This is a genomic window from Catenovulum maritimum, assembly GCF_001050375.1.
GTDB classification, from domain to species: Bacteria; Pseudomonadota; Gammaproteobacteria; order Enterobacterales; family Alteromonadaceae; genus Catenovulum; species Catenovulum maritimum.
Map to the genome: position 1 here is coordinate 40,678 of NZ_KQ130489.1, position 17,176 is coordinate 57,853.

7 protein-coding genes are annotated in these 17,176 nt (G+C 36.5%); 3 read left to right on the forward strand and 4 right to left on the reverse strand.

Annotated elements, in window-relative coordinates:
- On the forward strand, window positions 1-2,298 hold the full coding sequence (locus XM47_RS09510) for an acyl-CoA dehydrogenase (RefSeq protein WP_048691988.1): 2,298 nt from the start codon (window positions 1-3) through the stop codon (window positions 2,296-2,298).
- A gap of 130 nt (window positions 2,299-2,428) precedes the next feature.
- Here XM47_RS09510 and XM47_RS09515 read toward each other — a convergent pair whose 3' ends face one another.
- From XM47_RS09515 to XM47_RS09530, 4 genes are all read right to left on the reverse strand, one after another.
- Window positions 2,429-4,141 carry a hypothetical protein gene (locus XM47_RS09515; protein WP_053084536.1) on the reverse strand — a complete coding sequence of 571 codons (1,713 nt, stop codon included), beginning with the start codon at window positions 4,139-4,141 and terminating at the stop codon, window positions 2,429-2,431.
- A gap of 77 nt (window positions 4,142-4,218) precedes the next feature.
- A complete protein-coding gene (locus tag XM47_RS09520; protein WP_048691990.1) occupies window positions 4,219-6,066 on the reverse strand; it encodes a PhoX family protein in 1,848 nt (615 codons plus the stop codon).
- A gap of 37 nt (window positions 6,067-6,103) precedes the next feature.
- Complete coding sequence (locus XM47_RS09525) at window positions 6,104-8,200, reverse strand: endonuclease/exonuclease/phosphatase family protein (RefSeq protein WP_048691993.1); 2,097 nt, start codon at window positions 8,198-8,200, stop codon at window positions 6,104-6,106.
- A gap of 205 nt (window positions 8,201-8,405) precedes the next feature.
- The gene (locus tag XM47_RS09530; protein WP_048691995.1) at window positions 8,406-11,432 is read right to left on the reverse strand and encodes an ATP-binding protein; all 3,027 of its coding nucleotides are present in this window, start codon (window positions 11,430-11,432) and stop codon (window positions 8,406-8,408) included.
- 301 nt (window positions 11,433-11,733) lie between these two features.
- On the opposite strand from XM47_RS09530, the gene XM47_RS09535 reads away from it, so the two are divergent.
- Together XM47_RS09535 and XM47_RS09540 are read left to right on the forward strand one after the other, a co-directional pair.
- A complete protein-coding gene (locus tag XM47_RS09535) occupies window positions 11,734-16,182 on the forward strand; it encodes a response regulator (RefSeq protein ID WP_172656516.1) in 4,449 nt (1,482 codons plus the stop codon).
- Window positions 16,172-17,116, forward strand: a complete 945-nt coding sequence (locus XM47_RS09540; RefSeq protein ID WP_048692007.1) for a diguanylate cyclase — start codon at window positions 16,172-16,174, stop codon at window positions 17,114-17,116. Before XM47_RS09535 ends, XM47_RS09540 begins: the two co-directional genes overlap by 11 nt.
- Window positions 17,117-17,176 lie beyond the last annotated feature (60 nt).

The window sequence follows — 17,176 nt, forward strand, 5'->3', positions numbered from 1 at the left end:
ATGACGTTTTTACTCTTAATTATCTTAGTTATTGTTTTGTTATTTACGATTACAGAAATTAGAACTAAGTATCTAACAAAACCAATATTTGTCGCTTTTAAGAAAATATTACCCCCTATGTCAACAACTGAAAAAACTGCGATGGAAGCAGGTGATGTTTGGTGGGATGGCGAAATATTTTGTGGCAAACCCGATTGGCAAAAACTGCATGACTACCCAGATGCCAGCTTATCTAAGGAAGAACAAGATTTCCTAGATAACCAAGTTAATACTTTATTAGCTATGATTGACGATTTTAAAATTGTTCATGAAGCGCATGACTTACCAAAAGAAGTTTGGGATTACATGAAAAGTGAAGGCTTTTTTGCCATGATAATTCCAAAGTCGTACGGCGGTTTGGAGTTTTCGGCAACCGCTAATTCCACAATAGTCGCCAAAATAGCAACTCGAAGTACCAGTGCAGCTGTCTGCGTTATGGTGCCTAATAGCCTAGGCCCAGGCGAATTGTTAATGCATTACGGCACCCAAGAACAAAAAGATAGATGGTTACCGGGTTTATCTAACGGTACAGAAGTACCTTGTTTTGCTTTAACTGGGCCAGAAGCCGGATCAGACGCTGGCGCCATCCCAGATAAAGGTATTGTGTGTGAAGAAGAATTTAATGGGGTTAAAACTTTAGGTATAAAACTGACGTGGGATAAACGCTACATAACTTTAGCACCTGTTGCTACTGTGTTAGGGCTTGCATTTAAATTATATGATCCAGACAAATTATTAGGTGAAACCGAAGATATAGGTATCACTTGTGCGTTAATTCCGGCCGATCATCCTGGCGTCGAAATTGGCGATCGTCATATGCCAATGGGCTTGGCCTTTATGAATGGTACCACCTCAGGTAAAGAGGTATTTATTCCGATGGATTGGGTGATTGGTGGTGCTGATTATGCTGGTAAAGGTTGGCGAATGCTGGTTGAGTGTTTATCTGCTGGGCGTGGTATTTCTCTACCTGCTTTAGCAACCGCGATTGGTCACATTAGTACTAAAACAACTTCAGCTTATGCTTATGTGAGAAAACAGTTTGGCTTATCTATCGGTAAATTTGAAGGTATTCAAGAGCCGTTGGCGAGAATAGGCGCACACACTTATGTATTAGAAGCGACAAGACGATTTACTACTTCAGCGCTAGATATGGGGGCTAAACCTTCTGTTGTCACTGCGATTTCAAAATATCATATGACAGAGCTTGGACGTACGGTTTTAAATGATGCTATGGATATTCATGCTGGCAAAGCGATTCAGTTTGGCCCGCAAAATTATTTAGGGAATTTATATTTAGGCGTTCCGATTGCGATCACCGTAGAGGGCGCGAATATTTTAACTCGTAATCTAATGATTTTTGGCCAAGGTGCGACTCGATGTCATCCATATGTATTTAAAGAAATGGAAGCTGCAGCAAACTCAGACTTTAAGCAAGGATTAAAAGACTTTGACGCTTTATTAGTTAAGCATATTGCGTTTAGCGCGAGAAACTTTGGCTACACATTATTGAGTGGTTTAACCGCTTCTAAATTTGCTCAGTCTCCTGTGGCAGGTGAAACGGCTGATTACTACAAACAGCTTAACCGAATGAGCTCGGCATTAGCGGTTTGTTCTGATGTTTCTATGTTGGTATTAGGCGGTGCGTTAAAACGCAAAGAAATGATATCGGCTAGGCTAGGGGATGTTTTTAGCCAATTATATTTAGCTTCTGCTGTATTAAAGCGTTACGAAGCTGATGGTCGTCAGGTATCTGATTTACCGCTAGTCCATTATTCTATCCAAAACGCTTTGTATGAAATGGGACAAGCCTTCGATGGCTACTTCGAAAACTTTAAACCTAAATGGCTGAGCTCGATTTTAAGACGAGTCGTTTTTCCATATGGTATATCGTATCGCAAGCCAAGTGATAGTTTAGCGCGAGCTATCTGTCGCACATTGCTAAAATCGTCTCCTGCACGGGATAGAATTACACACCTTTGTTATATGGGAACAGATGAGAAAGACGCGGTTGGTAGTATTGAAGCTGCATTTAATGCCATGCACGAGTGTCAGTCTATTGAGCTTAAGATCCACGGTGCGCAAAAAACAGGTAAATTACCACGTCGAGTGCCGCTCGCGAAAGCAATTGAAAAAGCATTAGAAATCGAATTAATTACAGCTGAGGAAGCTGCGAAAATTAAACGAGCCGACGAGCTGAGACAAGCGGCTATCGCAGTGGATAGTTTTGCACCAGAGGACTACCCAAACACAGTTAGGTAATTAAACTTGGTTTAAAGCTTTGTTCATTAATTTAAAAAGACCAGACCAAAATCAATGATTTTGGTCTGGTCTTTTGGTTTGTGGGTTTAGAAAGTTGGCGTGAGCTGTCGCAATCTATGGTTAGAAAGCGCTATTTTAAAATAGCAGTTTCTATGCCTGTTGCTGTACCGGACTCAATAAATTGATGGATATTTTTTGCTGGGTTTAATACAGCTTGGCGGCCCCATATATAGCTTTGTTCTTGCACTATGGCGCGATAAGCTTTATTCAGCAACAGTGCTCTTTCCTGAGAAGGTTCAAGCAAAATACTTATATCTTGTTTTATTTGCGCAGTTAAACTGGCTTTAGCAGATTCGTTTACGGGATTAAATTTATTAAAGATTTGTGCATTAGATCGAAACTCATCTCCCCAAGGGTTATGTTTTAAGTAAGTTGTGTATTCGCCTCTGCCATCTGAGTATTGATATTCTGGTAATGCTTTTAAGCCTTTTTCTGACCAGTGATACCAGCCTAGTTTAAACTGATCTTGATTGTATTTTCTTGGCATAGCAAAGCTGCTATCTAGCGTTGCACTGATACCTGAATGGCAGCCCATGCAAGCGACGGTTTCTTCATAGGTCTGTGGTCTTAATTTTCCGATCTTATCTTCAATAAAGCCTTGGTAGCGCCAACCAAAACCTGTGTATAGGCCAGTTTCAGCGTTACCTGAAAATTGTCGTAAACGCTCTGGAAAATCATGCTTTTCTTTAATTTCGCTGAGCGCTGCGTTTTGTAGTTGTGCATAAGTATTCCAGCTGGTTTTTATGCTATGTCTAACTTCTTTGATTCTTGCTGACATTTGCATTTGGCCTTTATCGTTATGGTCTATATATCTGACCGTATGTAAAAACTCGGTGCCTTCAGGATATAAACCGGCAGCCATTTTTATTGCTTGCTGGTCAAAAAGTGAATTTGCTAACCCGACATAAGACATGTAAATATTTTGTTTAGGTGCCCATCGATAGACAATTTGGGAGGCTAGGTTGAGCTTACCATCTTTGTTTAAATCTACTTGGTATAGGGCTTCATCTGTGCTTGGAATTTGAATGTTTTCTTCTTTTAACAAACTTTCGACTATGGCTAAATTTAATTCGTATACTTTTAGGTCAAACTTTTTGTCTTTGTCTTGACGGTATATCTCGGGTAATCGAATTAACACATCATCAGTGGAACCATTGGTCGGTAAAAATGCGCCAGGGAAAGGTGCGTAAGCAAAAACTCGCCATCCGGTATACTGACCATTCGGGGTTTTATCAAAACCTTTTGCGTCAAAATTGAAGTACACATCAGGTGTATAGCCATCCCATTTGCCATTGTTATTTACGTCCCAATTTTTATTTGGTTTAGCTAATTCTGCAGCTAGGGTTATTTGATTGTCCGCATTAAAGTAATTGGAGCTTCTTATGTATTGAGTAATTTCTTGATCGCTTTGCGCGGCGATTGGTTTGGAAAAATCACGAAATAGATTTTTCCATCTGTTAGTTTGAAGATATTCAGCTGTGAATCCATATTCTGTTTGTAGATCCGTACCATTGATGTAATTCGGTCTTTTACCATTTGCGTGACAAACATAGCAGGGGTTGTAGGTATTATTGGCTTCATCTTGAGTTTTGGTGTAGCACTGAGCAGGCACATAAGCGGCTTCATTAAACATCACTTTTGCAGGGCGATATGTTTGATTTGCTAAGGCTTGTTTTAACTCGGAAAACACGGCTTGTGTTTGTTGGTCTTGCTCTGTATTACAACCAGTTAAAATTAAACTGAATAGACAAAAAGAGTAGGGAATTAAACTTTGCAATTTCATTTTTCACAACTTGAATAAATTAACAAAAGACAAAAAGAGAAGCCTAGGCTTCTCTTTTTACTAAAGATCAAAATTGATTATTTATTAGACATAAATCTAAATGGTCCCACATAACCAACTTCGCTTTCCATATCGCTTGCTCGACCAGAAGGATGCTGAGCCACAGCAGTTAAGTAACCAAACCCATTAATATCTTTATACCAAAATGGTGAGGTTGTCTCTGCTTTTAACGGCGAAGTGTAGATGCGAGTTAAGCTAGCTGTTTCTAAGTCATATGACCAAATCATATTGTTTAGATGCTTAGAGGTATCTTCACCTATGATTAAAGTGTTTGAATCAGCTAAATAAGAAACGTTATCTGGTGAAGCTATGCCATTAACATCACATGAGTTACCAGCAAACTCGTGGCCATCTTCATAAATTTTAGGAATACCCGCAACTAATGTTTGTATCTTATTCGCCACATACATAGAGCCAACTTGAGTATTTTCACTCACGTCCATTTCGTAAACTACGCCGCATGGATTGTATTGCACTTGGATGTCGTTATGGCCGCCAATATCATAAGAGTCTCTATCTGAACCACCTCTTTGGAAGTTTTCCATACCGCGAGCGACTTCAGACATAGCGAGATATAATTTTTTATCTCTGGCGTTATAACTAATGCCTTCTTCTTTTCTGAATTCAGTGGTTGCGCCTTTATAAGATGCAAAACGACGAGTCTCTAAGCGAGAAGCTATCATTTCATCTTTAGCATCTATCATAGTGTCGTTGTTAATATCTTTTAGCTTGATACATTCATGGCCAGCCGCTGTATTGATAGAAGTGAAACCCGATGCACATGACGCATCGTCAGCTGGTGAAACCATGTCAAATATGTCTGATAAATGTAATTTTTTAGATACTTCAGCTTTAATTTCAGCATTGGTTGCGTGGCCTAAATTAACCCACTCTAAATCTGCTACACCAAAATTTTCTGCTGATGTTTGATTCCATTTTACTGCATACAAGGTGCCTGAGCTTAAATCTTCAGCTTGATCAGCAATAAACATGTACAGGCCACCATTCGTGCCGTCATCACTTAAATAAACCGTTTTATTGTCTGGCATTACATAAGCAAGTTCATGCGCAAAACGTCCCATACTATAGTGCTTGGTAAACTCTGCTTTACCTTGCGCATTAATTTCAACTTCTGGCGTCCAGCCATAATAGTATGGATTTGCCTGTGTGAGATCATCACCCCAATATGGCGCAATTGCATCATAGTAAAAATTACCCGTTTTGCCGTCATCACCAACTGTTAAGTCACCTGGTGGTTCATATTCTTCCGAGCCAAGGTGAGATTGCCAAGGTGTTGTTTGTCCTGCACAGTGAACCCAACCGCCAAAATCATCTTTTTGACTGATAAACTCAAGCGTGCCTTCAACTGGAGTTAGTTTACCCGCAGCGTCTTGTGCTATTTCTTGTACGTATAAAGAGCCAATTTGACACTCAAATTGAGAAACCATATACAGCTTGTCGTTTTTTTGAATCAAGCTGTTGTAATCTAAACCTGAGCCAACACCTGCATTTGTGCCATTACAAATATATGGACTACCATCTTCAAAACTAATAGCTTGATCCATGTAATCTTTTGATAAACCAAAGACTTCTTTGGTAATAGTGTCTTCTTTACCAGTCGACATTATTTTTTGGTAACCTATGGTTTGTAATTTACCATTAATGCTGACTTCACGACTTGCTCTTACAGCTTGCTGAGCATCTAAAGTAACGGGTACCGAAATTTCAGCAAATGATAAAGTTAGATTTTGTGGCTCTGGTTTTTTATCATCATTATCTGAACCAAAATCTATAGAACAGGCAGATAGTGCCAGTGTTAAACCTGTTGAAATTAGACTTAATTTAAATAAATTTGTTGTCTTCATTTTTTATCTCCGCAGATAAGTGTTTTATGGATTTATTTTATTGTGATCTATGGTTTGTCTGTCTAAATCTTGCCGCAGCGAGCGTAAGGAAGATTAAAAATATATTGATAGAACCTCCTGTATCAGCGTCATCTTGTGTTGAATCTGTTTCGGTTATTTCTATATCCAACCAAACTAGCCTGTGGTCTGAACTTGCAGCTCTTGATTCAACAAGTCTGTATAAGTCCTGGTCGGATGTTGGCCAAAATACAGAACCTTGGGTTACGTTTAAGCCAGCTCTTGCGGCTAGTACGTAATCAGCTCTCATTCTCCAGCTTGCAGTGTGATGAGCAGATATTGGGTTGGATGGGGTATTGGCTACGCCACCTTCAGATGATGGTGCATATTCACCATATACATTTGGATGAAGTAGCAATTGGTTTATCGTGCCAGGGTAAGCATCACCTTCGATTGAGGCATTTAAATCGCCTAAAATGACAAATCTTTCGTTTTGTTTAAGGCCGCCGTATTGGCCATTGTCATCATAGATATAACTAGAATTGTCAGCCGATACATAATCAGCCCAGAGTCTAATTTCGTCATGATTGCGCCTACCGTTTCTGTCTTCGTCACCATCGAAAGTCGGTGGAGTCGGGTGGCTGGCTAAAATATGAATGGTTTTGTCGTTAATTTTGACTGGTACGTCCCAATGAGATTTAGAAGAAAGTCTAAAAACCTCTGTTTCCGCTTGGTTGTACCAAGCTTCTTGTGTGCTTGGGTCAATCGGCATTAAGTTATTCGGCATATCCTTCCATAAAAATTTTTGAAAGCTTCTTACTTCGGATGCCTCTATCGGGTAACGAGAAAGTAAAACCATGCCGTAATGACCCGGAAAGCGACCATATCCGTATGCATCGTCTTTGATTGAATCAAAGTTACCATCGTTATTTAAATCAAATTCTGTTGCTTCTCCAGTGTTAGAAGTGGCTAGATAATAATAGGGATAGTCGATTGATTGAGCTTGGTCAGACTGTGGAATGTTTAAATATTGGCTAATAAACATTTTTACACCAAGATTTTCATCAGCTATGTAATCAAACTCGTTTAACAGTAAAACATCAGGCCTAACGAGTTGAATGATTTCAGCTATGTTTTTAATTTGCGAGTTATTACCACTAGCAAGTTCATTTTCTAAAATTTGTGATTGCTTAGTTTCAATATCTTCTGAGGTATAGTTTTCAGCTTCCATACTGACATTAAAGCTGGCAAAGCGAATGCTTTGATCGGATTGTTTAGTTTTAACTTTGTATGGATTTGGTGCTTCAACTATGATTTGTTTGCTAAGTTGGACAGATGATTCTGTACCTGAGTTATCTGTAACGGTTAGCTTGACTGTAAAGTTACCCCCTTGAGCGTAACTATGAGTGATTTCTGACCCCGACTTTTGAGTACCATCTCCTAAATCCCAAAGATACGAATAAGGTTCGCCTAAACCATTGTAAGCAAGCGCTTTGAATTCAATCTCTTGATATAACTGAAGCTCAGTGTTATTAACTGCCATAGCTGCTGTTAGCGGTAACTCAAGTTCGTTACCTTGCACATCAACAATGATGTCATCTATATACCAGCTACCGTTATTGCCATTCACATCAGCTGCGGTTTGGTAATGAAATGCAATGTTAATTTCTTGGCCGACAAACTGAGTTAAGTCAATATTGCCAGAAGGTTCAAAATTAGAACCAGATGAACCTTGTCCATCATTGGGTAATACAGTTGATAATGTTTGCCAAGTTGCTAAATCAGGCGTTAGATCTTGTTGATAATCAGTTGCGACTTTTACGCTAATATTTTGTCCATCAAAACGGACTCTAGAGGTGAAAGACAAGCTTGCGGCTTGGATTTTGGTCGAAGTTAAATCTATGGTTTTCGAAATTAACCAGTCGCTACTATCGGCCGAACCTGCATAACCATTCATAGCTGCTGAACTAGTGCCATTATAGGTATCGTAGTACCAATCTTTGTCACTGCTTGCACTAAAAGCTGTGAACTGACCGTAAAGACCTATCGAGAAGTCTTCTTTAAAAATAGTTTCAGCTGCTACTTGAGGTAATGCCGAAATTAATGACAAAAAGACGATTGTCTTTGTTTGAAGCATAGTGTTCCCCGAAATTGTTAAATTTAAATAAATTCGGCAGTACACTAGCTTTAGTAAGTTAAATTCGGGTGAAAATGCGATGACACTTTTTATTAAATTTGATGAAAGATATAAAACAGGAACTAGGCCAGATTATAATTTGAGTTGATTGTTTTGGTTTTATTTGGGTGAAAGATGTCTGTTTGGTGAGGGGGGAAATTTTAGTCTAGTCGATAAATTCAACTTCAACTTCATCTTTTTCTGCTAACCAATGAATGATTTTCTTTACAAAGTTCTTGGTGTCTATGGGTTTAGATACAAAGTCATTCATACCCGCATTGATACAAGCTTTTTGTTCACTATCCATAGCGCCGGCTGTCATTGCTATGATGGTCGTATTTAATGCAAGTTGACCTGCTTTTCCTTGCCGAATTAAACTGGTTGCAGTTAGCCCGTCCATAACAGGCATCTGGCAGTCCATTAACACTAATGGTAGTTGATTTTTATCTTGGACCTTGGATAAAACATTGATTGCTTCCTGTCCATTTATCGCCATGCTTATTTTTAGATTCAACTCTTCTAGTAAGCCCGCGGCAACAATCCGGTTTACTTCATTATCATCGACAATGAGTACATGTTTGTTACTAATGGTGTCTAAGGTTTTTGTCGAAAAATGATTGAAGTTAATTGATTTATTTGCGCTGCTAACATGTCTTTGTTTACGCGTTTTAATTTCATCAATTAAGCTGTCAATCAATATAGGCTTTGGATAGTGCCGTATATTTGGGGATGTGTATTCTGTACTAATGTCTAAGTTAACTGAAATTAAAATACATAAGGTGTTGCTTTTCGCTTGAATAAAACGAAATAAACTATCTGTCATAAATTCTTCTTCAACAATAATGATATCAGGTAGTCTCGCCATTTTATCTGAGGTTAAATTTAGTTTGTCGATATCACTTAGATTAGTGATTTCAGCTTTCCAGAAATTAAATTGCTTAATGAGGTAATTTTGTAAACTATTATTCTTTATAAAGAGGGCAATCTTGATACCTAACAGCAGCGGTTGTAATAATTCATTCTGGCTTTGCGTTTGAGCTAATTCTGTTGTGATATTAATGGTAAAGTTGGAGCCTTGATTAAATCTGCTCTCTACTGATATTTTTCCATTCATTAGTTCCACTAATTGCTTAGTGATGGATAAGCCTAGGCCAGTCCCACCAAATTTCCTTGAAATACTAGAGTCAGCTTGGGTAAAAGGTTTAAATAATTTATCTTGCTGTGCTTGGTTAATACCAATTCCGGTATCCTTTACTTCCAGTTTTAAGTCGATTTGATTGGTTGGCAAGAGACTGGTTGAGAGTGTTATGGTTATTTCACCTTCACTGGTAAATTTAATCGCATTGCCAATTAAATTGGTCAAAGATTGTTTTAATCGCGTTGGGTCACCCATTAAGAATCTATGTTGCAAGTTAAGCTGATCCAATATAAGTTCCAGCCCTTTCTCACTTGCTTTAATGTATAAACTACTGATAACTGTGTTAACTATTTCAATTAAATCATATTCTATGCATTCAATATCAAGTTTGCCTGATTCAATTTTTGACATATCTAGTAAGTCATTAATCAAGACTGATAAGGTATTAACGCTACAGCTAGCCATGCTTAAATAATGTTGCTGTTTGGTCGATAATGTGTCCTTTTTTAGCAATTCAATCATGCCTGATATGCCATTTAATGGGGTTCTTATTTCATGGCTAATGTTGGCTACAAACTCACTTTTTGCGACACTGGCACTTAAAGCTTGTTCCTTAGCTTGCTCTAATTGTACGGTTCTTTGTTGTACTTGTTGCTCCAAGTTAGTATTCATATTTTTAATTTTTGTTTCGTTTATTCTTTGCTCCGTTATATCGCGAATGATAGCTGAAATTTCATTTGCTTTATTGTCAGGTGTTTTGACTGGCGATATGTAAATACTGAGTATGGTTTTTTGTTCGCAACCTGAATCATTCTCTACTTCAATAAATTTAGATTCGTTAGTTTCTATAGCCTTTCGGATGACAGATTTTTGTATAGCATCATTCGACTTGAGATTAAACAGATCCCAAAATGGCCTGCCTATCGCATCTATCTCATCTATTCCAAATAAATATTGTGCGGATTGGTTCCAGCTTAAAATATCTCCATTCTCAGCGATACCGACGATAGCATCAGAAGAGCTAGTCACTATGGCTTGGTATCTAGATTGACTATCATTAAGATAAATTAGTTTATTTACGTAAACTTGATAAAACCAAATGATGCTGCCTAATAATATAACAACCACGATATAAATAATGACTAGTTTATTTTTTTGGGTAAGCCAGACTGCTTCTATTGAATCCGCTTTAAGCACAGAAATGATGTAAATTTCTCTTGTTAAATCAGGCGAGATGTCTAAGTCAATATTTTTAGCTAAGACAAGTGCGTGTTCGCCATTAACCTTGGTCGCAACAGGCTTGGTTAATAATTTGGATAAGTTGGCTTCTTCAGCTATTTGTGACCATTGATAGATTGGTTTGCCTAACGCTTTAGCAAATGCATACTCTGATTGTGGAGCAAGCCAAAATTCACCATTCTGATTGACTAAGTAGTGCTCGAGATTGCCTTGTGTTTGGTATTGTTTTAGTTTGTTGAAGAGTACAGATGCATTAAAGTTAATAACCACAGCGCCAAAGAATTGTTGCTGATAATAAATGGGTTTGACAACCCTATATGTCGACCAAATAGGTGTCTCAATTTTTCCAAATTCTTTATTGAGTGTTATGTCTGAGATATAAATTTCGTTAGGTATTAAGGTTTGGCTGCGCTTGAAATAGTCTGATTCACCTTTTTGCTGGAGTAAATCTTGGTTAATGATATTAATATTGGCGTTGCGCCGTTCCACTCTAACAATTTCTTTACCCTGATTTAATTTAGATATGAATCGAATTTGACGAATGCTTGGGTTTTTTTCGATAAAAGCCACAAATATTTTTTGTAACCTTAATTTCCACTGTTCAGTTTGAGTACCATCATATGGGTCTAAGTCATTATTGTTTATTGATCTGGCTAGGCCTGAAATAGGCGGCAGTGCATGTAAAAAAGCAGCATCATTTCTGCTCAAATTAAATTCTTGTTCTAGAATATTAACTTGATTATTGACACTTTTTATTAATTTATCTGTACCTGATTGCGCTGCTTCTTGATAGATATACTCCTTACTTAACAACATAAAAAATGCGCCAAGTATGATAATTGTTATGATGCTGAAGATGGGAAAGTAACGTTTAAACAGGGGCTGTCTTCCTTTAAATGTCATCGCATGCACCAAAATTAATTTCAATTTGGATAATCCTGTCAGTTAAGTATGACTAAAAATTCATGAATGCAAATTTTATCTATTTATTTTCCAATATTTTTATCCATTTAATCAGTACAAAAACTTATATAGTGCTATATTAAAAATGACGTTTACACAATTGGTTTTTTCTAGGCAAAAATACAAAAGGATATTTGTGGTGCTTGATGCAAAAATGGCTGTAAATTTTAAACGTGATCTGATTCGATTACTGTTTTTATGCGTTTATCTTATCCCAATTATAATTCTTATATCAGGCTACAATTTTGCTCGCTTTGTAGAAAATAGCGTCGAAAGTAAAAATCTAAATCGTATTAAAGCGGAAATATCTAAACATTTAACCGATACCAGCCTAGATATTAAATCAAGTCTCGAATTATACGTTTACGGTTTAAATGGGCTCCATGGCGCAATAAAATCTGTCGGTGCTGATAATTTTAGTTATCAGCATAATCTAAGTTATTTTAAGCACAGAAACTATCCTGAAGAATTTCCTGGTGCTCGAGGGTTTGGTTTTATCAAAAAGATAGATTTAGACCAAGTGGATAGCTTTGTTGAAGAAATGAAACTTTCAAAAAATGGCGATTTTGCCATTAAAACAATAGACGAGACTTGGGACAATCATTTCATTATTCAATTTATCGAACCAGAAGATAACAACAAACAGGCAGTGGGGCTTGATATTGCTTCTGAAGAAAACCGCCGCTTAGCTGCCATTCATGCTGCTATTTCTAAAACAGTTCAACTAACAGCACCTATTACTTTAGTGCAAGCTGAAGAAAAAATTAAACACGGTTTTTTATTATTAAAGCCGGTCTTTTATGACCAACAAGAGTCTGTCTCCCAAGGTGAGTTAGCTGGTTGGGTTTATGCGCCATTACTAATAGATGAAATAATTAGTAGTATTCAAAAAAAATCGCCCAACTTCGAATTCACTATCGAAGACATTGCCCCTGATGATAAGGTTAATTTTTATAACCCCAAGAACTTATCAGCAACCAATAATCAGTCACTACAAAAGATACAATTTGAACTTTTTGGCCGTTCTTGGCAAGTGACAGCTCATCCAAATCAAGCTTATATAGATAGCTTATATCTTAATAATCCCCATACTAAATTTATCGAAATGCAGGCTTTTGCTGTATTGATTTGCTTATTTGTAACCATTGTCGGTATTTATCTCATTAAACAATATAAAACCTATCGGGACAAAATTGAGCTCGCCGCGATAGTTAAAAATGCGATGGAAGGCATCATAGGTTTGGATTCTAGTTTTTGTGTTAAAAATTGGAACGATAGAGCTGCTAGTTTGATTGGTCTCAAAACTAGCGATCGCAACAAACCTATTTTAAATTTAATCAAAACTAACTCTTCAACTGAAAACCTATTAAATATTTTTAAAAAGGTAACGGCTGGTGAAGCCGTTCAGCATTTCTCTATTGAAATGAACTTAGCAGAAAAAATCTTACATTTAGAGCTTAACTTTATGCCATTAAATCAAAATGGTAAGTTTATTGGCGCAACCTTAAGTATTGTGGATGTTACCAAATTAGTCGGGTTGCAAAGTGAGCTACAGTGTAAAAATAAAAAGCTTGAAGCTTCATTTGATGAACAAGCAAGTCAATTAAGCCATGCTTTAAGTTTAAAACATTGCATTTTAAATAATAGTGAAGAAGCCATAATAGTCACTAACGCACAGGGTCATATTAATTTATTCAATAAACGTTCAGAAGACATTTTAGGTTATCACCACGAAGAAGTCTTAGGGGAATCAATCGTGGAAACACTATTTGATTCAAGTTATTTTTTGATGAAACAAGACAGTGTTGTAAAACAGTATAATCTCAGCTTTAAGTCAAAATTTGATGTTTTACTGACCGTCTTTGATCATGAAACTAATGGGCAAGCAGAGTGGCAATTACTAAACAAAGCTGGCAATTCGATTGAGCTGATTTTAACTTCGGCAGAAGTTAAAGATGATAATTTAAATTTGCTAGGCTATGTCTTCAAGCTTAAGGATTTAACTAAAGATAAGCTGTTAGAACAAAGTTTTAATATGATCCAAGCTTCAGTCGATAATTCTGAAGATATTCTATTTTGGATCAGTCGAGCTGGACAAATCCTTAAGTATAATCCTTATGCGTTAGTCAAATTAGGTTATACAGATGCCCAACTTAAAAACATAAGTGTTAGGGATATCATTGATATATCTGAATCAGACTGGAACAAGATATGGCTGAACTTGTCGTTAAAAAATAGAGCTAGCATAGAGTGTAATTACAAGCTGGCGAATCTTGACAAAATACCTATGCTGTTGGCAATTTGTTACTTAAATATAAATGCTGAAGAGATCGTTTATATTTCAGCTAAAAATATTGCAGATAGGATAGAAAAAGAAGCGTTACTAAATAAAGCATTAGCGGAAGCTACTTATGCGAATGAAGCTAAAATTCAATTTTTGGCCAATATGAGCCATCAAATCAGAACACCACTGCATGCAGCATCAGGCATGATGCAATTAATCGAGTTGACGGAGCTAGATCCTGAACAGCTTAATTATGTTACCGATGCGAAACATTCGCTGCAAAATGTAACTTACATTATTGATGACATACTTGATTTGACTCAAGCAGAAAAAGGCCATCTAGAAATATTACCCAAGGAGTTTGATATTTTTGAATTGTTTTCTGAATTGGGCTCTGTATTGACCATTATGGCCGAGGGCAAGCAAGTTGAAGTTCATTATGACATAGATGAAAAATTACCTATAAAGCTCAGTGGCGATGAAAAAAGAATAAAACAGGTTCTACTAAATATTGCAGGAAATGCAATTAAATTTACTGAAGCTGGCGAAATTGTCATTAAGTGTAAAATCTTAAATGAATATGAGGATGTTTTAGAATTAGGTTTTGATATACAGGATACGGGTGTTGGTCTTTCGCCCGAAAAATTGGAACAAATTAATAAGTTTTTCGCACAAAACCAATTATCAAATCGTAGTAATTACTCGGGTGTCGGATTAACCTTATCAAATGAGTTGGTTAATTTAATGCATGGCAAAATTAGAGCGGATAGCATAGAGGGTGAAGGTTCTACATTTAGCTTCTCGATTATTATAAATAAAATTAAAGACGATGCTGATAGCCTAATTAACTTAAAAAATAACAAAAATTTAAATGTGCTAGTCGTAGACGATAATAAAACTTGTTTAAGCATCATATCTACTTTAGCTGAACAATTAAATTGGGTTGCGACGACGGCTAACTCAGCAACAGAAGCAATGCAAATATTAGAATCAGGTAAGCATTTTGATCTTGCCCTGATTGACTGGAATATGCCAGAAACTGATGGCTGGCAACTGGCCAAACAGCTTAGAAGCTCAGACGCCTTACAGGCAGATATCCCACTCGTTATTATGATTACGGCATATACACGACAAATGTTAGCGCAAAAACATACCCAAGAACCGGAGAAGTTGTTAAATGGTTTTTTAACTAAGCCTGTGACTAAGCTGAGTTTATTAGATGCAGTGAGCGATGCTGTTTTTGCACAAAATATAACTCAGCCTACGGATTTGAATTTAGGTTTAAGACTGGTTGATAAACGAATTTTATTAGTTGAAGACAACCCAATAAATCAAACCATTGCACAAAACCTACTTAGCAGTGAGGGTGCACATGTTGTTGTTTCATCTGGTGGTCTGCAAGCAATAGAGGAACTCGAAAACTCAATTATAGAATTTGATCTCGTACTAATGGATATACAAATGCCTGATATGGACGGCTATGAGACAACACGTAAAATTAGAAGTAATTACAAATTTTATGATTTACCTATTTTAGCTTTAACCTCTAATGTATTGAATTCAGATAAAATAAAATGTTTTGAAGTTGGTATGAATGGTCATATAGCAAAACCATATGAATTAAATACGCTGGTTTCTATGATTTTACAATTCACAGAAAATACCTTAGATAAACGTCATAATAAAGTGGGACACATAGCTGATATTGCGGCTAAATATCAAATAGATCTAGATACAACATTAGAACGCTTTAATCATTCATACCCATTATTATTAAAATCATTACTGATATTTTTAACTGATTTGTATATTTGCTTAGATGAAATACAAGATAAAAATAAAGTTTGGGATGAAACGGAACTAAAAATGTTTTTCCATACATTAAAAGGCACGTCCGCTTCATTCGGCCTTACTCAATTATCAGAAAAATCTGAATTGTTTGAAAAATCCAAAACTCGATTAGTTGAACTTGATAATGATGCCAAATTTAGTCAATTTTTACCTATTTTGAATGCGTCAATCTCTGCAGTTGAGCACTTAGTCGAGAGCCTTAAAAATATTGAAACTGATAGCTCTGAACAGCCTGCTTTGCCAAATGAAGAATTCCAAATGTTATTGGAGATATTATCCGATGAATTATCCCACTCAAAAATGCACGCGATTGATACTTATAAACAAGTGAGTATTAATTTGAGATTGATTTCTATGTCGCAGACAGATGTATTACTAGAGTGTTTGAATAAATTAGAGTTTAAAAAAGCTAAAGTCATAGTAGATGAATTTCTAGTCAGCATTAGGAATAAAGAATATGCCGATTAATTTATTATTAGATAATGCCGAGTTAGATTTGAGCAGAGCTCAAATACTGGTTGTCGATGATAAGCCTGTTCACATTCAAACAATTTACAACTTACTGTCGGATGATTATGAAATACTAGCAACTACGAGTGGTGAGGATGCGATTGACCTTTGCTACGATACGCCACCCGATTTAATCTTATTAGATGTGATTATGCCTGGGTTGAGTGGTTTAGAAACCTGCCGAATTTTAAAACAAAATGAAGGAACAAGACGGATTCCAATTATCTTTTTAACTTCTGTCATGGAACAAGAAGATGAAACTGCTTGTTGGGAAAATGGTGGTATAGACTTTATAACCAAACCAGTTAATCCTATAACCTTAAAAAATCGGGTTAAAGCGCATCTAACCTTAAAATATCAAACCGACATTTTAGCGAATATGGCTTATATAGACGGTTTAACAGGTATTTATAATCGTCGCTATTTTGATGAACATTTAATTAAAGAAATAGAGCATATTAATCGAACCCACACTGATAGTGCTTTGTTGATTATGGATATAGATCATTTCAAGCAATACAATGATACATATGGTCATATAGCAGGGGATAAAGCTTTAAAAATAGTCGCCAATATTCTCAAATCTGCCTTAAAAAGGCCGACAGATTTTGTTGCTAGATATGGCGGCGAAGAGTTTGTTATTTTGTTACCCGAAACATATTTAGATGGTGCCTTTTATGTTGCTAAACGGATACAAGAAAATATTAAATTAGCAAATATTGAGCACATCAAATCGAAAGAAAAAGTATTAAGCCTGAGTATTGGTATTTCAACCATAGCTCAAAGCAATAAGGCAGAAATGAATATTATCAAACATGCTGACAGCTTTTTATACCAATCAAAAATAGCAGGGCGTAATCGGATAAGTATGCCAGAAATGGTAGCGATTTAATTTTCTACTTTAAATATTCTCGTAAGTTGATAAATTTAAATTAAAAATCAGCTTTTTAAT